Source organism: Sporosarcina sp. So3-204 (assembly GCF_058068165.1).
Genome location: NZ_CM176485.1, coordinates 1,282,967 through 1,305,064, shown reverse-complemented (window position 1 = coordinate 1,305,064; position 22,098 = coordinate 1,282,967). Strand labels below are relative to the sequence as shown.

17 protein-coding genes and 1 pseudogene are annotated in these 22,098 nt (G+C 35.8%); 9 read left to right on the top strand and 9 right to left on the bottom strand.

Going from position 1 to position 22,098, the window contains the following annotated elements:
- Nucleotides 1-411: 411 nt before the first annotated feature.
- Nucleotides 412-1,653, top strand: a complete 1,242-nt coding sequence (locus tag AC3RV6_RS06240) for an amidohydrolase family protein (protein ID WP_489748590.1) — start codon at nucleotides 412-414, stop codon at nucleotides 1,651-1,653.
- On the top strand, nucleotides 1,650-2,864 hold the full coding sequence (locus tag AC3RV6_RS06235; protein ID WP_489748589.1) for an amidohydrolase: 1,215 nt from the start codon (nucleotides 1,650-1,652) through the stop codon (nucleotides 2,862-2,864). Before AC3RV6_RS06240 ends, AC3RV6_RS06235 begins: the two co-directional genes overlap by 4 nt.
- Before the next feature lie 107 nt (nucleotides 2,865-2,971).
- On the opposite strand, the gene AC3RV6_RS06230 is transcribed toward AC3RV6_RS06235, so the two are convergent.
- Together AC3RV6_RS06230 and AC3RV6_RS06225 are read right to left on the bottom strand one after the other, a co-directional pair.
- Nucleotides 2,972-4,480 (bottom strand): malate:quinone oxidoreductase, encoded by a 1,509-nt coding sequence (locus AC3RV6_RS06230; RefSeq protein ID WP_489748588.1) that lies wholly within the window; start codon nucleotides 4,478-4,480, stop codon nucleotides 2,972-2,974.
- A gap of 353 nt (nucleotides 4,481-4,833) precedes the next feature.
- A complete protein-coding gene (locus tag AC3RV6_RS06225; protein ID WP_489748587.1) occupies nucleotides 4,834-5,688 on the bottom strand; it encodes a dimethylarginine dimethylaminohydrolase family protein in 855 nt (284 codons plus the stop codon).
- 166 nt (nucleotides 5,689-5,854) lie between these two features.
- On the opposite strand from AC3RV6_RS06225, the gene AC3RV6_RS06220 reads away from it, so the two are divergent.
- Nucleotides 5,855-6,589 (top strand): YqcI/YcgG family protein, encoded by a 735-nt coding sequence (locus tag AC3RV6_RS06220; protein ID WP_489748586.1) that lies wholly within the window; start codon nucleotides 5,855-5,857, stop codon nucleotides 6,587-6,589.
- Nucleotides 6,590-6,678: 89 nt separating this feature from the next.
- On the opposite strand, the gene AC3RV6_RS06215 is transcribed toward AC3RV6_RS06220, so the two are convergent.
- The 3 genes from AC3RV6_RS06215 to AC3RV6_RS06205 form a co-directional block, all read right to left on the bottom strand.
- Nucleotides 6,679-7,995, bottom strand: a complete 1,317-nt coding sequence (locus tag AC3RV6_RS06215; RefSeq protein WP_489748585.1) for a GntP family permease — start codon at nucleotides 7,993-7,995, stop codon at nucleotides 6,679-6,681.
- A gap of 32 nt (nucleotides 7,996-8,027) precedes the next feature.
- Nucleotides 8,028-9,305 (bottom strand): histidinol dehydrogenase, encoded by a 1,278-nt coding sequence (gene hisD / locus AC3RV6_RS06210; protein WP_489748584.1) that lies wholly within the window; start codon nucleotides 9,303-9,305, stop codon nucleotides 8,028-8,030.
- 157 nt (nucleotides 9,306-9,462) lie between these two features.
- Nucleotides 9,463-10,449 carry a LacI family DNA-binding transcriptional regulator gene (locus AC3RV6_RS06205; RefSeq protein WP_489748583.1) on the bottom strand — a complete coding sequence of 329 codons (987 nt, stop codon included), beginning with the start codon at nucleotides 10,447-10,449 and terminating at the stop codon, nucleotides 9,463-9,465.
- Between the two features lie 274 nt (nucleotides 10,450-10,723).
- On the opposite strand from AC3RV6_RS06205, the gene AC3RV6_RS06200 reads away from it, so the two are divergent.
- The 4 genes from AC3RV6_RS06200 to AC3RV6_RS06185 all read left to right on the top strand — a co-directional run bounded on the left by AC3RV6_RS06200 (nucleotide 10,724) and on the right by AC3RV6_RS06185 (nucleotide 15,816).
- A complete protein-coding gene (locus AC3RV6_RS06200) occupies nucleotides 10,724-12,145 on the top strand; it encodes a YfcC family protein (RefSeq protein ID WP_489748582.1) in 1,422 nt (473 codons plus the stop codon).
- A gap of 22 nt (nucleotides 12,146-12,167) precedes the next feature.
- Nucleotides 12,168-13,325, top strand: coding sequence for a M20 metallopeptidase family protein (locus tag AC3RV6_RS06195; protein ID WP_489748581.1), 1,158 nt, complete (start codon nucleotides 12,168-12,170; stop codon nucleotides 13,323-13,325).
- A 219-nt stretch (nucleotides 13,326-13,544) separates the two neighbouring features.
- On the top strand, nucleotides 13,545-14,345 hold the full coding sequence (locus AC3RV6_RS06190; RefSeq protein WP_489748580.1) for an SDR family NAD(P)-dependent oxidoreductase: 801 nt from the start codon (nucleotides 13,545-13,547) through the stop codon (nucleotides 14,343-14,345).
- 325 nt (nucleotides 14,346-14,670) lie between these two features.
- Nucleotides 14,671-15,816 carry a PD-(D/E)XK nuclease family protein gene (locus tag AC3RV6_RS06185; protein ID WP_489748579.1) on the top strand — a complete coding sequence of 382 codons (1,146 nt, stop codon included), beginning with the start codon at nucleotides 14,671-14,673 and terminating at the stop codon, nucleotides 15,814-15,816.
- Between the two features lie 120 nt (nucleotides 15,817-15,936).
- Here AC3RV6_RS06185 and AC3RV6_RS06180 read toward each other — a convergent pair whose 3' ends face one another.
- Together AC3RV6_RS06180 and AC3RV6_RS06175 are read right to left on the bottom strand one after the other, a co-directional pair.
- Nucleotides 15,937-16,620, bottom strand: a complete 684-nt coding sequence (locus AC3RV6_RS06180) for a YwaF family protein (protein WP_489748578.1) — start codon at nucleotides 16,618-16,620, stop codon at nucleotides 15,937-15,939.
- A 253-nt stretch (nucleotides 16,621-16,873) separates the two neighbouring features.
- On the bottom strand, nucleotides 16,874-17,119 hold the full coding sequence (locus AC3RV6_RS06175) for a hypothetical protein (RefSeq protein ID WP_489748577.1): 246 nt from the start codon (nucleotides 17,117-17,119) through the stop codon (nucleotides 16,874-16,876).
- A gap of 325 nt (nucleotides 17,120-17,444) precedes the next feature.
- On the opposite strand from AC3RV6_RS06175, the gene AC3RV6_RS06170 reads away from it, so the two are divergent.
- Complete coding sequence (locus AC3RV6_RS06170) at nucleotides 17,445-18,617, top strand: M20 family metallopeptidase (protein ID WP_489748576.1); 1,173 nt, start codon at nucleotides 17,445-17,447, stop codon at nucleotides 18,615-18,617.
- Nucleotides 18,618-19,017: 400 nt separating this feature from the next.
- A complete protein-coding gene (locus tag AC3RV6_RS06165) occupies nucleotides 19,018-20,421 on the top strand; it encodes a YfcC family protein (RefSeq protein WP_489748575.1) in 1,404 nt (467 codons plus the stop codon).
- Between the two features lie 152 nt (nucleotides 20,422-20,573).
- Here the strand turns inward: AC3RV6_RS06165 and AC3RV6_RS06160 are convergent.
- Both AC3RV6_RS06160 and AC3RV6_RS06155 read right to left on the bottom strand, forming a co-directional pair.
- A pseudogene (locus AC3RV6_RS06160) lies at nucleotides 20,574-20,746 on the bottom strand (SDR family oxidoreductase); the annotation flags it as partial.
- Between the two features lie 93 nt (nucleotides 20,747-20,839).
- A protein-coding gene (locus tag AC3RV6_RS06155; RefSeq protein ID WP_489747707.1) for an IS3 family transposase occupies nucleotides 20,840-22,005 on the bottom strand; the annotation gives its coding sequence in 2 pieces (ribosomal slippage) (nucleotides 20,840-21,729 and nucleotides 21,729-22,005; 1,167 coding nt in all).
- Nucleotides 22,006-22,098 lie beyond the last annotated feature (93 nt).

Sequence of the window (22,098 nt, the reverse complement as noted above, 5' to 3'; positions counted from 1 at the left end):
AGCATGCATTTTTATTTAAAGAGTTTTACTAACCCAAAAAATCCCATCAACTAAAAGAATTCTCACGCATTGTAGATTAATTCATTTTAATACTTACCAAGTAAATCATCGGTTCTTGTTATTTTAACACCGCTAAGCCCAAATTCTCAACTGTATCGCATTCCAACGGATTGGTTGACCTAGAATACTTGAATCGATTGGTTCGATCTACGTAAACCACCTGGATGATACGAATATCCCCTGATATTTAATTAATGGACACAAAAAGAACCTTCAATTAATATCAGATATAAGATACCATCTATCATTTAAATGATAGACTGGTATTAACTTGGTATGATTTCAAAAAATAATTGGTGCAAGAGTTTATTTTCATACGTTCTTTTGCATTCAAATTTGAGGGGTAACTATATGACAACACTTTTAATAAAAAATGCTAGACTTGAAACTGGATTTATTTATGAAAATAATCGCGTTGTCCAAACGGAAACAGACTTTTTTGATGTATTAATTCGTGATGGGGAAATTATTGAGATTGAAAAAAATATTACACGTAAGGATTGTGAAGTATTACAGGCAAATAAGAATTTATTAATGCCTTCTTTTAGAGAAATGCATATCCATGTGGACAAAACATATTTTAGTGGTCCTTGGAAAGCGTGCAAACCTATTACAAACGGAATTCTAACAAGACTTGAAGAAGAACAAACATTATTACCAGCTCAACTACCCTTTGCACAGCAGCGTGCGGAAAACATGATTGAATGGTTAATTACACAGGGACACACGCATATTCGTTCACACTGTAATGTTGATCCTCAAATTGGTACAAAACATATTGAAATTACAAAAGAAGCATTCAACAAATTTAAGGATCAAGTTACATATGACATCGTAGCTTTCCCTCAGCACGGCTTATTACGTTCAAAAGTGGAGCCATTAGTTCGAGAAGCATTGAAGATGGGCGCGTCACTAGTTGGTGGCGTTGACCCCTCTACAATTGACCGGGATATTGACCGCTCCTTAAATTTAACAATGGACATTGCAGTAGAGTCAGGAAAAGGAATAGATATTCATATCCATAATCCGAATTCTTTAGGTGTTTTCGAGTTTTATAAATTGGCTCAGCTAACAAAAAAAGCAAATAAGGTAGGTCAAGTGACAATTAGTCACGCTTTTGCGTTAGGTGATTTATACGACAAAGAATTGGAGGACATTGTGGCTGCTCTTGCAGAAGTTGAAATCGATGTCACAACTACAGTACCAATTACTCACCCGACAATTCCAATTCCTTACTTACATGAAAATGGTGTGTTAGTTTCCTTAGGTCATGATAGTTTGACAGATCACTGGTCCCCTTTTGGAACAGGCGACACTATTGAAAAACTAAGTATATTAGCTGAAAGGTTTAAGTTTATTGATGAGTACTCGTTAAACCGCTGCTGGAAATATGCATCTGGTGGAATTACGCCTCTCCGTGATACCGGCGAAAGAGTATGGCCAAAAAAGGGAGATCTTGCAAACTTTATTCTTCTTGATGCAGAATGCTCGGCTCAAGCAGTTGCTAGAAGACGTCCTATTACGCATGTAATTTCAAAAGGAAACATTGTTCATAAAAATGAAGATGCCTTAGCAATGGAGGTTACGAAATGAGTAAAATAAAATGGCTTTCCAATGTAAAGTTAGAAAGCGGTGAAAAGCAATTAGTTAATGGAACAGTTGAAACGCTAACTTCTTTATTCCACATTAAAATTGAAAATGGAAAAATTGTTGAGCAATTAGATGGTAATAAAAGTATTCCGGCCGGGCATGAAATTATTGATATGAAACAAAAATTAGCTCTTCCACCATTTAAAGAAATGCATAATCATTTAGACAAAACCTATATGACATTAGATTGGAAAGCATGTACACCCGTTTCAAATTTAAAAGAACGATTAGCTTTTGAAGCTGCAGAGTCAACAACCCTTGTATATACAGTAGAGCAAAGAGCTAAGAAAATGATTAAGACACTACTCGGAAATGGTGCTACACATATCAGAACGCATGTTAATATAGATCCTTACATCGGTTTGAAGAATTTAGAAGGTGTACAGGCAGCGCTGGAATCGTTTAAGGGACAGGTGACTGCAGACATTGTTGCATTTCCGCAACATGGTCTATTACGTGAATCAGTTCCATCTTTAATGCGTGAAGCAATGAGAAGTGGCGCTACCATGGTCGGTGGATTAGATCCTGCTGGAATCGATAATGCCATTGAAAAATCATTGTATGAAATCATGGATATCGCGATTGAATTTGATGCAGATGTAGATATTCATCTACATGACGGGGGACACGTTGGTTACTATACGACAGATAAATGGGTTGATATAGTAGAGGAAGCAAACTATAAAAATCGTACAGCCTTGAGTCACTCTTTCTGTTTAGGTGATATTCCAATATCACTGCAAGAAAATATTGCAAGCCGCCTTGCTAAAGAGGGAGTAGCCATTATGTCCACTATACCTATTGGTCTTGGGCGAGTTATTCCACCAATAGATTTGTTAGATACTCATGGCGTGGAAATCAACTTTGGCTGCGATGGCTTTTATGATTCATGGAGCCCATATGGTACAGGAGATGTATTAGAAAAAGCCACTCGTTTTTGTGAACTAACTCGGAAAATAGATGAAAAATCGTTAAGAAATTCACTTAAATGGGTAACTGGTGGAATCGTTGCTTTAAATGAAAATGGGCATAAGATTTGGCCAGATATAAAGGATGATGCAAGTTTTGTGTTTTTTGATGCCACATCATCAGCAGAAGTCGTTGCTAGAAAGCCGAATAACCGCCTAGTAATGGTAAAAGGCGGATTAATATAGTATTTGAGGAACCGATTGTAATCCTCTTTAACTGTAAATAATGTAAAAGAACCTTAAATCCCAAAATGGATTTAAGGTTCTTTTATTTTACTTCTAATTCAAAAAAGTTAATGTGTCACTTGCTCTTTATCCTTCAGACCTAACGCATTCGCTGTTGATGTATGAATTTCATGCAGAAGTTCAGGGTGATCAACTAGTGAAATGCCATATGAAGGTATCATTTCTTTAATTTTCGGTTCCCAGTCTTTCAAATGTTCCGGGAAACATCTTTCAAACACTTCAAGCATTACGTGAACAGCTGTTGAAGCACCAGGAGATGCTCCTAATAATGCCGCAATTGAGCCATCCGCAGAACTAATTACTTCAGTACCAAATTGAAGCGTACCTTTACCACCAGCTTTTGTATCTTTGATTACTTGTACACGTTGTCCCGCTACAACTAAATCCCAATCCTCAAGTTTTGCATCCGGGATAAATTCTTTTAACTCTTCCAAACGCTTCTCTTTGGACAACATTACTTGTTCGACGAGGTATTTTGTCAATGACATTTCTTTAGCTCCTGCCGCCAACATCGTCAAGACGTTATTCGGTTTAACAGAGCTAACCAAATCGAACATAGAACCAGTTTTTAAAAACTTAGGTGAAAAACCGGCAAATGGTCCAAATAACAATGACCTTTTATTTTCAATGAATCTAGTGTCGAGATGCGGAACAGACATTGGTGGAGCGCCAACCTTAGCTTTACCATAGACTTTTGCATTATGTTGCGCGATAACGTCCGGATTATTACACACCATAAATATACCGCTTACAGGGAACCCACCAATATGCTTCCCTTCAGGAATACCGGATTTCTGGAGTAAATGTAAACTACCACCCCCGCCTCCAATAAAGACGAATTTTGCAGTATGACGTTCAACATTCCCGTTTCCGTCTTTTACTTTTAACTTCCAAGAATTATCGTTAGTACGTTTAATACTTTCAACGCAATGGTTATATTTGATATCAACATTTTTACTCTCTAGGTGATCAAACAAAACACGCGTTAATGCACCAAAGTTAACATCAGTTCCCGTATCAATTTTAGTTGCCGCTATAACTTCATCCGCTGGACGGTTTTTCATAATAAGCGGTATCCATTCCTTTAGTTTACTAGGATCTTCGGAAAATTCCATTCCTTGAAATAAAGGATTAACTGACATTGCTTCAAAGCGATTCTTTAAAAACTTAACATCTGTTTCACCTTGTACCATACTCACATGTGGTAATGGCATAATAAAGTTTTCTGGATTGCTGATTAACTTATTGTTAACAAGATAAGACCAAAACTGCATTGAAAGCTGAAATTGTTCATTCACATTGATTGCTTTACTTATATCCATAGATCCGTCTGGTTTTTCAGAAGTATAATTAAGCTCGCACAATGCTGCATGTCCCGTTCCTGCATTATTCCATTCGTTTGAGCTTTCCTCTCCAGCACTTTCAAGCTTTTCAAACACAGTAATTTCCCACTCCGGTACTAATTCTTTCAAAAGCGTCCCTAAAGTCGCACTCATGATTCCGGCACCGATTAAGATGACGTCTGTTTTAGTTTCTCCGTTGCTCATACTTACCATCCTCTTACTTAAAATTTGCAGAAAGGATGCAGGCTTTCCTGCTTTGTCTTCACAATTAGCCAAGGCACGACTAAGTCACACACCTTTTCCGTTTCAATTATATACACCTATTATTGTACTACAAATAAGTCATGATTAGTATATATTAGATTAATCATTATTTATCCAAATTGTTTAAAAAATCAATGAAAAAAGAGAATTATATGAATATATTAAGTAATACTGATCAATTTGTAAATTTAATCGTCATTTTTTGTATATAAAAAGATATTTCTATTAATAGTAAAGAGGAAGATACCGTTGGGTATCTTCCTCTTTACTAAATAGATTTTTCAAATATTTTCTATCAATGATTAACTATTTCTTTCAATCGGCATTGAACAGCATCTAAAAGAACCACCAGATTTTATAATTTCAGAAAAGTCGATTTCAATTACTTCAAAAGAATGTTTTCGCATTTGTGCATTAACCTGTTTATTTTGAGGTAAACTTATTACTTTTTTATCGCCAATAGAGAGGACATTAGTACCCATTGTGAATTGCTCTTCTATAGAAACTTCGATTAACATATACTTCTTTGAAAGTCTTTGAACGATTTCAGGTGAAAATGCTTGCGGAAATATAAGCGCTATTTCTGATGATATTAAATTAAAGACACAATCTAAGTGTAAATACTTCTCATTAAATGGTAGTCTAATTACGTTATGTTTAGGTAGTTTATTCACTAACTTCTGTACTGCTTTTTCAGATGTACGACTGCTGATACCGACATAAACAGTCTCACCAGCTATAATAACATCTCCGCCTTCTACACGGTCATTCGTTTTTTGGAATGAAATATCTTCTTCTCGAAGCCACTTTTCTAACTCTTTCTCTTCACCTTTTCTAATTTCATTCGCCATTTCAGCAACAAATATTTCATTTCCAACAGTAAAGCCAATATCCCGTGTAAATACTTGTTCGGGAAAATCTTTGGATGCAGGAAGCTTAATAACATCTATATTATGTTCTTTTAATGTTTGTTCAAAATGTTCATGTTGTTTCATTGCAAGTTCTACGTTAATATTATCTTCTTCATATTTTTTCTGCACTTCATTGATCACTTCATCAATAGCCATATGTGAAGGTTCACAAATCAATACACGCTGCAATTTATCATATTCACTATCACAACTAGTACTTGGCATTTCTTTTGTTGGGGTACTCATTACTCATCCTCCATAAATTTAGTTACCGTAATTTTATTCCCTCATAATAATTATCTAAACATAAGAAACAGGATTGCTGGTAATTTAGTAGTTTGTTTATTACGCTTATAGGGTAACTGTTAATAAATATTTAGAATTTTTGTGTAAAATAATGGGAGGCTTATAGTTGATTAACGTTCATAACGCTTTATTGAAAAAGGAAGACTTTTCACACCGCAAAGAGTTACCTGACTGGCTTATAAAAGAATATAATACTTTTCATAAAATAGTTACTGATAAAACGTTTCCTTGTTATTTCGGCATGGGGGGTGAGCTTGGTGGTGAGTTGCGCTATGCATATGTGACCAAAGATGATTGGACGAATTTACCGAAGGCGCTGGAATCTTTTTTAACACTTTTTGATAATCCAAAACATAAACGTCATGGGTTATTCGTTTTTGTAGAGCCGTTTGAAGTAGAGGGTTCATTAGAAGACTATGAAGAACAGTTTTGGAAGGTTTTGCAATATTTACATGATGTTGATGACGTGGAATGGCCATCTGAAACCCCTAGGGATCCTGATCATTATTTATGGGATTTTCACTTTAAAGGAGAACCAATTTTTGCGTTTGGAAATGCACCCGCCTATAAACAAAGAAAAACGCGTGACTTAGGTAATTCTTTGGTTATCGGATTTCAGCCACGGAAAATCTTCAAACGACTAACTGGGACTGAAAAAGGTGGTATTATGTCGCGCGAAAAAGTTCGCGAGCGTGTTGAAGTTTGGGATCAGTTACCTAAGCATCCAGACATTAGTCATTTCGGAGATCCAGAACATAACGAATGGAAACAATTCTTTATCGGTGACGATAGTGAGCCCATTACTAGTAAATGCCCATTTTCCCATAAAGGTGATAAGTAATTATTAACATTAGCCGGTTAGCAAATTTAATTGATAAAAAATGAATACCCAACAAACTATAACAAGTAGTTTGTTGGGTATTGTTTTGATTATAAACCTAATGAGAATAAAATAACTGCTAATGCAGCGCCGATAAGTGGGACGACGACTGACAATGCACCAAATGCTGGATACGCATCTTTATGCGTTTCACCTGCGATAGAGCGGATGGTCGTAACAACATATCCTCCTTGCGGTAACGAATCCAGTGAACCTGAAGAAATCGAAACAGTACGGTGTAACGCTTCTGGATCAACACCTAAATCTAAGTAATGAGGTGCTAACAGTGGTAATGCAATTGCTTGACCGCCGGATGAAGAACCAGTTAGTCCTGCAATGACAGCAACCGCTAACGCCCCACCAATTAGTGGGCTACCCGGAATATCAGTCATTACACCAACCGCTGCTTCAAAAGCAGGTGTGGCTTTAACGACGCCACCAAATCCAACAACTGCTGCTGTATTGGCAATCGCAACAACGGCTCCAAGTGCGCCGTCTCCAACTGCTTTTCCAAAGTCTTTAAAATTCTTCATATTAAGTAAATAAGTAGCTGCGATTCCACCTGTTAAAGCGATAATTAACGCAGATGTACCAAGTATTTGATGGAAGAAAAATGATATTCCGAGTACTACAACCAATGGAATGGCACTTAGGAATGGATTAGGAAGATTTTGTCTTTCCTCTGTTGAAGGATCTGACTCCCTCGCAACAAACTTCTCACCGTTCTTCATTGCTTTTGAAATCATTCGTTTCAACCACCAGTAACCAAATAAAAACATAAACATTGCAACGAAAATACTGACTTCCCAACCCGCATAAGGAGTTGTTCCTAGAAATTCAATTGGAATCCAGTTTTGAATTTCAGGTGAACCAGCGGATGTCATTGTAAATGTTGTTGAACCAAATGCAAGTGCAGCCGGTATAAACCTTCTAGGCAAATCTGCTTGTCTAAATAAGCTCAATGCCATTGGATATACTGAAAATGCGACTACAAACAAACTAACACCGCCATAAGTTAAAACAGCACACGCAATAACGACTGCTAAAGCTGCTCGTTTCATACCTATTTTACCAACAATCCATTTCGAAATGCTGTCAGCTGCACCACTATCTTCAATAACTTTACCGAAAATCGCACCTGTTAAAAACATTAAATACCAAGATGCAATAAAGCCAGTAAAACCTGTCATATAATTAGTCAAAAAGTTTACTGCGCCTTCCTCAGCTAGTTGCGGAAATAGCGGTATCCCATTTAAAACTGTGACAAACAAAGCTGTAAGGGGTGCAGCAATTAGAAGATTCATACCCTTCATCGTCAAAAATATTAATAATGCAAGTCCACCGAAAAGGCCGATCATCCCTAACATTCTTACACTCCCCCTTTCCTCTTTTAAATAATTTAATTTTTACCATATCTTTCAACTCTAAGCTGGGCTTGACGTGCATGTCCTTCAAAGTTTTCCAACAAACATAGACGAGCTGCATATTCGCCGATATACGCGCTAGCTTCAGGCGTAACTTTTTGATATGTAACAGTTTTTATAAATTTACCTACCCATAGTCCTCCTGTATAGCGAGCTGCTCCCTTTGTTGGCAACGTGTGGTTTGTACCAATCACTTTATCGCCGTAAGCAACATTCGTTTCTGGTCCTAAAAATAGACATCCATAATTCGTCATGTTCTCAAGAAAGTAATTTGGGTCTTCAGTTAATATTTCTACATGTTCAAATGCAAGGCGATCAGCTTCTACTCTAGCCTCTTCAATCGAATCAACTAATAAAATCTGTCCATAATCTTCCCATGAAACACTTGCAACGTCTGCAGTTGGTAAAGTTTTCAATTGATGAGCAATTTCTTCGATTGTTTCATATGCTAATTTTTCAGATGTTGTAATAAGTGCTCCAGGAGATGTTGGACCATGTTCACCTTGTCCAAGAAGATCTGTCGCAATCATTTCGGCATCCGCCGTATGATCTGCAACGACTAAAGTTTCTGTTGGACCAGCGAAAAGATCAATTCCTACACGACCATATAGTTGGCGTTTAGCTTCAGCAACAAAAGCATTACCAGGTCCAACTATCATATCTACAGATTCAATTGTTTCAGTTCCAATCGCCATTGCAGCCATTGCTTGAATGCCGCCTAGTAAATATATTTCATCTGCTCCAGCTAAGTACATTGCAGCAATTGTTGCATTAGGTATTTCACCATTAATTGGTGGCGTACATGCAATAACCCGCTTAACACCAGCAACTTTTGCAGTCATTACGCTCATATGTGCAGAAGCAACCATTGGATAACGACCGCCCGGTATATAACAACCTACACTATTTACTGGAATATTTTTATGTCCTAAAATTACACCTGGAATGTTTTCAACTTCTACATCGTGCATTGAATCTAATTGCGCCTCAGCAAATTCACGAATATTTTTTTGAGCAAATTCAATGTCTGCAATTACACTTGCTGGTACTTGCTCGACAATTTCTTTAATTTGGCTTTCACTTAAACGAAAAGATTCTGGAGTCCACTTATCAAATTTCTCTGATAGTTCGCGAACCGCCTTATCACCGTGAAGTTCAACATCTTTCAATGCGGATGCTACAATTTCAGAAACTTTAGAATCATTAGCACTAACTTCTTCTTGTGATTTTCCTGCTTTTATTACTTTAACCATAACTAATCCCTCCAAATTTTTAATTTATAATATTGGCTTCTAAAGATAGACTTCCCTACAAAAACCTCTCTATTCAAGAAAAGTTCCAGGTTTTGCATACGTATGCATTAGACTATATATAAAACATATTCTTATTATTCGTTAAAGTCAAGTTTTTTTATGTTGTTTTTCTTTCAATAAATGAGCCATCAACTTCAACATTCTGAGCCAAATCTGTATAGTTCTTAATTTCTTTCATTAAATAATTAACGCTCATTTCTATCATTAACTCGATAGGCTGCTCCCATGTCGTCAAATCATATGCCGGCCAAGAAGCCATGTCTATATTGTCAAATCCAATAACTTTCGTATCTTCTGGAATGTTAATGGAATTCTTTCGAAGCGCATCAATCGCACCTAATGCCATAATATCATTCGCAATAAAAAATGCTGAGGGTAAACTACCTTCTTTTAAAATATTTAATACCGTATTATATCCACCTTCATATGTAAAATCCGAACTATATTTACGATAAGTAACAGGATGCTGATCTAGAACTTCAAAAAAACCTTGCTCTCGTTCAATACTTGTAGAAGTATTTTCATTTCCGCTTATTAAAATCATGTCTGCTGCACCTTTCGAAATGAGGAAATTTGCGATATACCGACTGGCACTCAAATTATTACAACATACTGAATAGCATTTATCGGTGTTTAGCTTTCTATTGAAGAAAACTAAAGGAATTTTATTTTGTTTAAAATCTTTTACAACTGATAAGCACATCGTAGCATCTGTTATAACGACACCAGCTACGTTATAATTTAATAGCGTCAAAACATCTTCTTTTTCTATCTCATCATTATTCGTATAAACAAATAATATGCTATATCCATACATCTTAAATGCTGAACTAAATCTTTTCAATACTTGCGCATAAAAAGGATTTTGGACCCCTTTCATCACAATACCAATAATTTTTGTCTTATTTGTTATTAAACTCCTTGCAAACTCGTTCGGATAGTATCCAAGCTCTTCTGCGGCAGCTAATACTTTCTTTTTTGTTTTTTCTGTAACCGCAGCGCCCTCAAAATAAACTCTTGATACGGAAGATTGTGATACACCTGCAAGCTTTGCTACATCCGTCGCAGTTATCGTTTTCCTCATTATTTCTCATTCCTTTTCCTTAATAGATTTTAAGTTTTAAATATTATTACATTCACTTTGTATATAGAGTTATATAATATAAGTTCTAGACTTCGGATACATATACTGTACTATCCAAAAGATAACAGTAACTTCATCTGTTTCTATTTTCAGAAATAACTTTCTTTTTAAAAGATGAAATAACATCTTGCGTTATCCATGAATAAATATTAAGATAAAATGTATAAAAATACATTTTATTTTTATATAATATACACGCGAAGGAGTAAATTAAATGCAGAAAAACTTATCACAAAATCAAAATCAACTTGAAAGTCCGACTAAGAAAACACTCAACATCAACGCATTTGTCTTACTCTTTTTTGTAATTGTCATTTCCGTAATTTTGACATACATTGTACCTGCTGGCGAATTTGATCGAGTAGAAAAAAATGGACGTACACTGGTTGTTCCTGATACTTATACAGTGACGGAGTCTTCTCCAGTTGGTTTCTTTCATATCTTTACTAGTATTCACAGAGGAATGATAGACGGGTCCGGAATAATATTCTTTATATTAATAATTGGTGGTTCTTTTGGTATTTTAAAAGCAACTGGTGCCCTAGATGCATTAATCATAACCTTAACGAGAAAATTAGCACACAGAGAGTTGCTTCTCATTCCAATTCTAATGTTGTTTTTCGCAGTTGGTGGTACATTAATGGGGATGGCAGAAGAAACTATTGTGTACATTGCGATTATTACACCTTTAGCCATTGCATTAAAATTTGATGCTATTGTAGGTTTTGCCATCGTTTCACTCGGAGCAAATATTGGTTTTATGAGTGCAGTTTTAAATCCATTTAATATCGGAGTTGCTCAAAGTATAGCCGAACTGCCTACATTTTCAGGCATTGGTCTCAGACTTATTCTCCTTGTTACATTATACACCGCTGGATTCCTTTACGTTTACCGCTATGCAAAAAAAGTGAAATCCAATCCTGAATTAAGGTTTTTAGGGAACTTTGAGGATGGTAATCAAGAAGTGCTTCATTCTAATGTTACATTAACAACGCGCCACAAATTGATTCTCACTATTTTCTTACTTAACTTTGTCGTATTAATTTTTGGTGTCATTAAATTTGACTGGTATATTACAGAAATTGCAGGTTTATTCTTGTTGTTTGGCGTTATTGCCGGAGTTATCGGTAAATTAAATGCAAACAATATTGCAGACAACTTTATCGATGGCGCTAAGGAACTTATCGGTGGTGCTTTAATTGTTGGTTTTGCACAGGCAATTCTAGTTGTTATTCAAGATGGTAAATTAATTGATACTGTTTTACATTTCGCATCTACTATTTTAACGCAGCTTTCACCTATGTTGAATGCAATAGGTATGTTCTTTGTTCAGCTTTTCCTAAACTTTTTAATTCCATCAGGAAGTGGCCAAGCGGCACTCACTATGCCAATATTGGCTCCTTTATCTGATCTTGTCGGCGTTACAAGACAGACTGCAGTACTAGCATTTCAACTGGGAGACGGCATTTCAAATTCTATTTTCCCAACAGCAGGTATACTACTTGCAGGACTAGCAGTAGCAGGCATTCCATTTACAAAGTGGGTAAAATGGGTTTTCCCTTTCATCTTAATTGAAATTGGTATTGCTATTATTTTCTTAATCATTGCACAAATGATTCAGTACGGACCTTTCTAATAAAAATTCTTGGAGGATTATTATGTTGCAAACAAAACTTATAGATACAGACTTAATAGAATGGGCAATTGAACAACGCAGATATTTCCATATGAATCCTGAGTTATCTGGACAAGAGTTCCAAACAGCTGCTTATGTTAAAGAAAAGTTAACCGAATTTGGAATTCCTATTCAAAAAGGTTATTCAGAACCAAATATTATTGCTTATTTTAAAGGGACAGAAGGAACAAAGACCGTTGCGCTTAGAGCAGATATGGATGCCCTTCCACTTCAAGAAGAAGGAGACAAATCTTATATTTCAAAAGTACCCGGAGTCATGCACGGTTGCGGTCACGACGGTCATACAGCAACTTTACTTGCCGTAGCTAAATGGATGAGCACTAATCCCCACTTAGTAAAAAATAACATTGTCTTTATCTTTCAAAGTTCAGAAGAAGCATCACCTAGTGGCGCTAAACAACTTGTAGCTGAAGGAATATTAGATGGAATTGATGCAATATATGGTATCCATTATATTTCGACTATACCTTTAGGTAAAATTGGATTTGCAACAGGCCCAGCAATGGCATCCTGTGATGATTTCGATATAGTTATAGAGGGCCAAGGCGGTCATGGCGGCAATCCTCATGAAACTGTGGATCCAATCTATATCGCTTCCCATCTAATACAATCATTCCAATCTATCATTAGTAGAAACTTAAATCCTCTACATGCTGGTGTAATTTCATTTGGAGGAATTCAGGGCGGAAATTCATACAACGTCATACCTGATAAAATACATCTAAAAGGTACGATTAGGGCATTAACATTTGAAGGTGCAGAATTAATGCATAAAAAAACGGCTCAGTTAACTGAATCCGTTTGCTCAAGTTTTGGAGGGAAAGGACATTTCAAATTAATTGAAGGTACTCCCCCGCTATATAATCATCCTGAAGCATGTGATTATGCGAAAAAAATTGTCAGAAACACATTTGGTGATGATGTATTTATCGACTTGGAACCAGTTCTAGGAGCTGAAGATTACTCCTACTATTTAAAAGAAAAGTTAGGTGCATTCGTTAACGTTGGCATGCAAAGTGAAAAAAGCCAATATCCTCACCACCACCCGAAGTTTGATATTGACGAAGAAGCAATTCCAGCTGGCATTGAACTTATGATTCAGTTGGCTTTAAATGCATAAATAATCTTAAAACGATTCATCCACACAGACTGTTAGTAGTGTGAGATGAATTGTTTTTTATTTTGATTAATAAACAATTTCAACTTAAGCTTATTCCTTTAACTATGAATCATTAAATGTTAAACTGCCATATGTAAAAAAGATTAAAGTGATGAATGCGAGTATTGTATATTAGCAAATACATCACTCTTTTGTCACTTATTATAGGAGGAATTTCTTATGAAACGTGTAGAAGGAAAAGTAGCACTCATTACGGGTGGAGCATCTGGAATTGGGCTATCAGCAGCAACTTTATTGGCAAAAGATGGTGCAAAAGTTGTGATTGCAGACTTTAATATTGAAGGTGCGAAATCGCTTGCGGAATCGCTAGTAAAAGAAGGTTATGAAGCAGCAGCAGTCTTTCTTGATGCGGGTGATGCGAAGTCAATCGAAGCAGCGGTCGCATTCACTGTTGAGCAATTTGGGTCACTCACAATCTTATTTAATAATGTCGGTTTGACTAATCTTCAAAAAGATTTAGATGTTGTCAATATAGATTTAGATGAATGGGATCGTTTAGTTAATGTGAACTTGAAATCTGTTTTACTTGGTAGTCGGTTTGCTATTCCTCATATGCAAAAAGCAGGTGGCGGTTCAATTATTAACACTGCTTCAATGGCTGCGTTTGCTAGTGACCAAACACGTACGGCTTATGGTGCTACAAAAGCGGGTGTTGTCAATATGACTCAAAATATCGCAACTCAATTCGGTAAAGATAAAATTCGTTGTAATGCAATCGCACCAGGTCTTATTTTAACACCTGCTGCTCAGAATAATATGCCACCAGAATTACTAGATATTTATACTAAATTTAATGCACTTCCTTACCACGGTGAAGCAGATGATATCGGTCACGCAGTCGTATTTTTAGCTTCTGATGAATCAAAGTTCATGACTGGCCAAACGCTCAAAATTGAAGGTGGGCATTACTTAGCCAACCCAACAATTGCAGATACAAATACTTGGGTAGCTAATCAATAAAGTGGAAATTAGTTTCTATATCTATTTTAGGCATTAACATTTTTGTTTTTGAATTAATGTATAAAATGGCTTAGTTAACTATATCTATTTACACAAATGTATGATGTCTCAATAGAAATCGAGAAAATTTCAGCATTGATTAAGCAGCTATCCCCTTTGGTATGGAACTCATGATTCAGTTGGCTTTGAATATATAAATTAACTAATAGTGAAGCATCCTACACTAATTTAAAGTAGTATAGGATGCTTCGCCTTTTTTATTGGAAAATGTTATGATTTGATTTTGATAGAAGTTTTGAAAAATCACCAGAATGTGAGGTTCATAATGATAACAAACTCAAAAGAATTGAAATCCCAACTGAATCAATTAATTAGTGACCCAGACTTATTAAAATTACAGCAATCCTTTGAAAAAGAAAATCTATTCCAATTATTAGGATTTGGGCACCGTGAAACAATGCACAGCGCATTTATTAGCTGGCTGATATCGCCAATTTCTTCGTTAAATTTAGGCATATTTCCATTAAAGCGTTTCCTTTACTATATTTGTGAGGAAAATATCTCAAATTTGAAAACAAAAATTGATTTTGATTTGATTGAGTCAGATTCTCTCGATCTAGAAAGTATGGAAGTTTTTACAGAGTATTCATCCTCTGCCGTTGATCCTACAACTAATACTAAACTTAATGCCAGATTTGATCTTTACTTAACGAATGAAGTAGTACGTATTATTATAGAAAATAAAGTGCTATCACGTGAAAACAAAGACCAAACAAAGACATACACAAAAATTTTAGATAACTTAGATGACGCATATAAGTACGACCTCAAGGTGTTTTTATCACCTGATGCCACGGTAAGCCCAAAATGTCCTGAATTTATTCAAATTGATTATCAAGAATTATATGATTTTGTCATTTTGCCTTGCTTAAATCATCCCCAAATATCAATTGCGAATAAAAGTATTTTAGAACAATATGTACATAACTTAAGCATGGTATTTAAAGGAGTGAACAAGCCAATGGCTAAAGTAAATGATGAATTATGTATCACCATTTATAATAAATATAAAGAAGTATTAGATGAAATTTTTGATGCAGTGAAAAACGAAACTCCTGAAAAACGAATAGTCAAAACCTCTTCTACAGTTCGCACATCTAAGTTACCATGGGATGAGATTTACAGCCGTTTAAATGAGGATGAGAAGTTTTTAGAATCTACTTATGGAGGCACTATTACAAAGGCGGAAATCGATCTAACGAGCGGTCATATTATCTTCCAAGACAAAGAATTTAGTAGTCTTTCAAGTGCTGCGATTGCTGCAGTTAATTCAATCAAAGGCCCCAACTATACTGACCGATATAACGGGTTTGATTTTTGGAGCATCGTTTATCCTAATGGACAAAAGAAAAAACTAACTGAAGTACGCGCTGATATCTCATTAGCAATCGCTTCAGACATTGAAGATTAATTGCAGATAAAGTGCCTTTGTAACATTTGTTTTATTACCAAATGTTACAAAGGCACTCTTCTATTAATCTAGTATGTCACTTGAATGTGACGTGCAAATCACATCACCTCGATATAAGACTTAGAGCCCTTTTTTGAACAACAACCACAAAATAACAAAAATAATAAACGCGACACCTTCGAGCGATAAGATATACCATGGATAAGGTCCGAGGTAATCAAGCAAACTGCCATTAAGAGGCTTTTCATTTAAGAACATATAGTTACCATCAAATAACCAATTTGCAGCAACAACTACCGGTAATATCAAATTTAAAACAATCATCGTTTTAATGACTCCTTTAAAAGTTGGCCTATACCCTTTCACGAAGGTGAAATAAAGTGCTGTTATTATAATTCCCGTATGTGTATAAAAGAAATGAAAGTATCTAAAGTGTGGAAAACCAACATCCAAGGCAGGTGTTGCAATCGCTTGAAGCGCACCTCCAATTCCTGCAAAAAAAACAAAATCAATTAGATGCCTATTCCCCGTCCATAATAGAACAATTGTAACCATCAAACTTATGCTACATAATTCCAAAGGCAACGAATAGCTCAGGTCCCATCTACCAGTCTTTACAATCCAAATATAATAAAAGAGGTCAATAATTAATAATGAAATAGCAAAAAGACGCTCGTATTTTATCGAAATTGGCCCTCTTTTTTTCAAAATAAATAATAACAATATTAATAGACATAAAATGATGACTGCCCCTATATGCGCATTCGAAAAAATTATAAATGCAGGTTCTTTGTTATTTGTCATCTACATCATTCCATTTCATTAGTTTTGATGGTCAATACAATTTATGATTGTTTAGCACCTAATATATTTCCCAACTTTTATTTTCACTAATTCCTCTGTTAGTAGTTTGGGTGCTTCAATTATAATATTAAGCTTTCCGTTGTAATTTACTTTACACACATATCTTATGTCTTGTAAATTAATAAAAAAATCGCTACTTCCTTGCTGATATTGATGAATTTGGATGTAAAACTCGAAACGAGATTATTCATTTTCATTTGTTACGGTATCGACTATCTTTCGGAATGTATTTCCAACTTTTTCTGTAATCGAGTCTTCCACCCCGCTTGATCTTAACACGCGTTCTATCTTTTAAGTGTAAAATGCCGGGATATTCCCTTTTTTTTAACTCCACATCTGTCATACAATTGATTTCATTATATACGTTAACAAGTGTTTGCGTGTCTTCCTTTTCACCATCTACTTCTTTTTTAATCTCCCAAAATAGCTTTATTATCATCAGCTGTCATAATCTCTTAACATTTTAGCATATTCTTTTTACCCGTACGGAATTTAAAATCAATTCTTTGTGCGAGTAACAGGCTCTTAAACAACTTTTCATTTAATTAAGAACATAGTTTCTACCAAATATGTTAAACATGCACAAGTCATATAATAACTTTCGTTGAATGAAACTTTTAATCTGTATATCTAAAATTTTTTTATTAGTACATATTAATTAAGACGGACTTTTCCTTATTTAAAAAAATTTGACCAAAAATTATTTGTTTGGTAGAATCTGAGACTAGTATTCAAAATATTTTAAATTCGAGAGGGGTAATCTATTGAAAGAGCGATTGTTCGAAAAGCTTGAAAATGCTTACGAAGAAATGGTCAATATTCGTCGTCACCTTCACATGCACCCAGAAGTATCGTTTAAGGAATTTAAAACCGCAAAATATATTTATGATTTCTATACTGGCCTAGGGGTAGAAGTACGTCAAGGAGTGGGTGGAAACGGTGTTGTTGCACGTGTTAAGGGTGGAAAACCCGGTAAAACAGTTGCACTTCGAGCCGATTTTGATGCACTACCGATTCAAGACGAAAAAGACGTACCCTATAAATCAACTATTCCAGGCGTCATGCATGCCTGTGGTCACGATGGACATACTGCGACACTACTTCAGGTAGCTAAAGCAATTTATGAATTAAGAGAAGACCTTGCTGGCGAGTATGTTTTCATTCACCAACATGCTGAGGAGCTTGCCCCAAGTGGTGCATTTTCGATGATTGAGGCTGGTTGCCTTGAGGGTGTTGACGTTATTTTCGGAACACATTTATGGTCTATGACACCATCTGGAACAATCGAATATTTGGTTGGCCCTATGATGGCGGCATCTGACCGTTTTGAAATTACAATCCAAGGAGCCGGAGGTCATGGTGCAGCTCCCCACGAAACGAAAGATGCAATTGTTGCTGGAGCGCAACTTATTTTAAATTTACAACAAATCGTTTCCCGACGCGTAAACCCAATTGAATCTGCAGTACTCTCCATTGGTTCGTTTGTTGCAGAAAATGCTCCTAACGTCATTGCTGATTCTGTGAAATTAGCTGGCACCGTGCGATCGTTCAATCCAGATGTTCGTGATTTTATGGAGAGTGAAATTCAGCGTGTCGTTGACGGAACCGCATTAGCAAATAACTGTACAATACATTATGAATATATACGCGGTAATCCAGCTGTCGTCAATCACGAAAACCAAACAGCTTTTTTGAAAAATGTAGCTGAAAGTATTATTGACGCAGAATCTGTTGTCAAAGCCATACCGCAAATGGGTGGAGAAGATTTCTCTTTTTACCTAGAAAACGTACCTGGTACATTTTTCTTTACAGGTGCGGCACCAGATAATCCATTTCCACATCATCATCCGAAATTCGATATTGATGAAACCGCGATGCTATTAGCTGCAAAAACACTTGGCTTAGCTGCCATCGATTATCATAAACACAAACTTTAGACCTAACCATCTAAGTAGAGTTAGGCCTTAGTTTTTTTGATATTAATTAAACTTTTCATAATCAATTATAAATTATACTGTTGGAAAAGATTGGCATAGCAAGACTTCCCGGCACTTAATTGTTTATTGAACAACATTTATGAAAGTATTTTTTACCAAATTAAACAAAAATAAACACTGAGTATTGTTTAAAATGAATAGTGACTTTCACATTTTATTTGTCTACACTTGTAACACAGGAATATTCAGAAGATTTTAATTGAACGGAATTTATTAAAATTTACAAAAGAAAGGCTTTTAGAACGATTGAATAGCTATTGTTAGGTACAATGATTACTTTTAGCTTAAAGGAGAAAAAGCACTATGTAAATTATAACTTTGATGGAGAAGAGGAATCTATGTGAAAAAGGCAAAGAAGAGTTTTGAATTACCTCATATTTACGCAATTTTATTCATATTTAGTGCGCTTGCTGCAATAGCTACATACTTTGTCCCTGCTGGTGAATACACAAGAGTACCTGGACCAGAAGGCAGAACAACGATTGACGCAGATTCTTATACATTAATTGAACAAACTCCTGTAGGTATCGGTGATTTTTTAACAGTCATTCCTAGAGGATTAATAAGTGCTGGTGAAGTTGTCTTTTTCACATTTATTATTGGTGGTATGTTTGTAGTTTTACGCAGAACAGGTATTATCGAAATTGCTGTTGACAAATTGGCTAGAAAATTTGCTGGAAACAATATAATACTAATCCCTACATTAACTGTAGTATTCGCAATAATAGCAACACTTATTGGTACCCCTGAATTATCACTTGTTTATATCCCAGTTATTTTGCCGTTAATGATCGCCTTAGGTTTTGACTCTATCGTTGCTGCCGCCATTGCATTAATCGGAACTGTTGTTGGATTCACAGCAGGCGTGTTAAACCCTATTAATACAGGATTAGCACAGAAGATATCTGGAATTCCTGTATTTTCAGGTATGGGTTATCGGGCGATTATTTTCGTTGTTTCAGTCTCAGCCGGTATATTTTTTATTATGCGCTATGCGAAAAAGATTAAAAAAGATCCAACACAAAGTTTTGTATATGAAGATGATGTAGAGAAAAGAAAACTTTACCTTGGTAATAATAAAAAATCAGAGATAGTTAAGATGTCAAACAGACAAACTTATGCTTCTTACGCAATACTCTTATTCTTTGGTATATTAGTATACGGGGTTCTTAATCTTGGTTGGTTTATGGTCGAGATGGCTGGACTATTTATCTTTATGGGAATTATTGTCGGTTTTATTGCAGGTCTAAATACAAAAGAAATATGTGAAGGATTTACGCAAGGCTTTCGCGATGTACTTATGGGTGCCATCATTGTCGGTTTAGCTAGATCAGTCGCTGTCGTACTAGAGGATGGACATATTTTGGATACGCTTGTCCATAGTTTAGGTTCAGTTGTTGGTGGATTTCCCGCAGTACTAAGTGCTGTTGGCATGTATGTCGCACAATTACTTATCAATTTTGTAATTCCATCTGGGAGTGGTCAGGCGTTAGTAACAATGCCGATAATGGCTCCATTAGCAGATATTATTGGTGTTACTAGACAAACCGCAGTACTAGCATTCCAGTTAGGTGACGGATTTGCACATATTCTTTATCCAACTTCAGGTTACTTTATGGCTGCTTTAGCAATTGCAGGAGTCGCTTGGCAAAAATGGGTTAAATTTTTCTTACCACTATTTTTCGTTTGGTCAGGTATAGCAGTTGTCTCATTAATAGTTGCACAAATGATTAATTGGTCCTGAGAACAATACACTTTAACATAAGATTATAATTAAAAACATTATCGGCTTACATTTTATTAAAATGTAAGCCGATAATCATTATTAGAACACTATTATATAGTTAATCTTTCGTACAATTACCCCATTACAAACCCACCATCAACATATATCGTCTACCCAGTTACAAACTTAGCCCAATGCGAGGCTAAAAATAACACTGGCCCGCGACATCGTCTGGCATCGCAAGTCGACCTAAAGGCGTTTGTGAGATAATTAAGTCCTTCACATCTTCCTTCGTATACTTACTCGCATCTGTCGGATAAACTAAGCCCGGCGCTACACAATTTTCCATCAGCTCACTCAAATCCTTTGAATGAAAATAAAAAAACCGCCCCCCTAGACTGCCATAGCGATATGAGACACACATAAAACACCTTCATTAGGCTGCTTCTACACCATATTCTTTTGGTGTAAGGTAGCCTAATTTTTCTTGGATACGCTCTTCGTTATAATAATTTAAATAGGTAATTACTCGCTCAATTACGTCCTGATTATGTAATGAATTAAATTTAACATATTGAAATTCCTCAGACTTCAAGTTCGAATGAAATGATTCAATCACCGCATTGTCCCAACAGTTTCCTCTACGTGACATACTACTGACGAGGTCGTTATCTTTAATACAAGCTTGATACGCATACGATGTGTAAACACTTCCTTGATCTGAATGCACAATTACACCCTCCGGGTGATTTCGTACAGCCAGTGCCTCCTTTAGCGTGTCAATTACAAGTGGTGTCTCCTGGTGATTGTATAATTTGTAAGCCACAATTTCATTATTAAATAAATCCATAATGGTCGAAAGGTATTTTGTAGTATTGCCATACTGAATATATGTAATATCCGTTACCCATTTCTTGTTTGGTTCACTAGCCGTAAAGTTACGTTTAAGAATATTAGGAGCAATCACAATGCTTTCTCCTTGGGATTTCCACTTCCGTTTCGGCTTGATTCGACACTGCAAGTGATGCTTTTGCATGATGTCCTGAACTGTATTCCGATTTAATTCTATTTTATATTTTTTCTTTAGCAAAGCCTTTATTTTTCTGTGGCCATTCCGATACTTAGTAATTTTACACAGCTCTATAATGGATTCCTCTTCTACCGAAAGTGGCTGATTGACTCCTTGAATACGCCATCTATAATAGTTTGCCCTTGGTACTTCTAATGCTGTCAATATAGCTGTAATCGTATACTTCTTTTTAAGTTTTTCAACAGTTTGTAGAACTATTTCTTTTTCAACCCTCTTTCGATCTCCATGTACTTTTTTAGTATTTCGTTCTCCATTTTCAAGTGAGATAATTGACGTTCTCGTTTATCGTCTTCACTCGCTAACACTGGACCATGACCGTATGCATACTGTTTACCAATTGGTTGATCAAATCGATAAATTTCATTCCTACGGTACCATGTCATCCAAGTCTTAATCTGTGAAACATTTTTGATTCCGTGCTTCTCCATAATTTCCTTGTTTGTCAATTCACCACTTAATTTATCTTTTACAACAGCCCATTTAACTTCACTTGAATATACGTTTTTGCCCATGCAAAAACACCTCCGATGTAAGTACTTTTTACAAGTGTACCACGCCGAAGGTGTTTTATATTGTCTCACTAATTCAGGTTAGCCCACCCTGAT

What these genes read in the sequence shown, in the direction of transcription:
- AC3RV6_RS06185 (WP_489748579.1), top strand. Translation starts at nt 14,671, where the DNA reads ATGATAACAAACTCAAAAGAATTGAAATCCCAACTGAATCAATTAATT.
- AC3RV6_RS06225 (WP_489748587.1), bottom strand. Translation starts at nt 5,688, where the DNA reads ATGAGTACCCCAACAAAAGAAATGCCAAGTACTAGTTGTGATAGTGAA.
- AC3RV6_RS06230 (WP_489748588.1), bottom strand. Translation starts at nt 4,480, where the DNA reads ATGGTAAGTATGAGCAACGGAGAAACTAAAACAGACGTCATCTTAATC.
- AC3RV6_RS06205 (WP_489748583.1), bottom strand. Translation starts at nt 10,449, where the DNA reads ATGAGGAAAACGATAACTGCGACGGATGTAGCAAAGCTTGCAGGTGTA.
- hisD (WP_489748584.1), bottom strand. Translation starts at nt 9,305, where the DNA reads ATGGTTAAAGTAATAAAAGCAGGAAAATCACAAGAAGAAGTTAGTGCT.
- AC3RV6_RS06235 (WP_489748589.1), top strand. Translation starts at nt 1,650, where the DNA reads ATGAGTAAAATAAAATGGCTTTCCAATGTAAAGTTAGAAAGCGGTGAA.
- AC3RV6_RS06175 (WP_489748577.1), bottom strand. Translation starts at nt 17,119, where the DNA reads ATGATAATAAAGCTATTTTGGGAGATTAAAAAAGAAGTAGATGGTGAA.
- AC3RV6_RS06180 (WP_489748578.1), bottom strand. Translation starts at nt 16,620, where the DNA reads ATGACAAATAACAAAGAACCTGCATTTATAATTTTTTCGAATGCGCAT.
- AC3RV6_RS06215 (WP_489748585.1), bottom strand. Translation starts at nt 7,995, where the DNA reads ATGTTAGGGATGATCGGCCTTTTCGGTGGACTTGCATTATTAATATTT.
- AC3RV6_RS06240 (WP_489748590.1), top strand. Translation starts at nt 412, where the DNA reads ATGACAACACTTTTAATAAAAAATGCTAGACTTGAAACTGGATTTATT.
- AC3RV6_RS06200 (WP_489748582.1), top strand. Translation starts at nt 10,724, where the DNA reads ATGCAGAAAAACTTATCACAAAATCAAAATCAACTTGAAAGTCCGACT.
- AC3RV6_RS06190 (WP_489748580.1), top strand. Translation starts at nt 13,545, where the DNA reads ATGAAACGTGTAGAAGGAAAAGTAGCACTCATTACGGGTGGAGCATCT.
- AC3RV6_RS06195 (WP_489748581.1), top strand. Translation starts at nt 12,168, where the DNA reads ATGTTGCAAACAAAACTTATAGATACAGACTTAATAGAATGGGCAATT.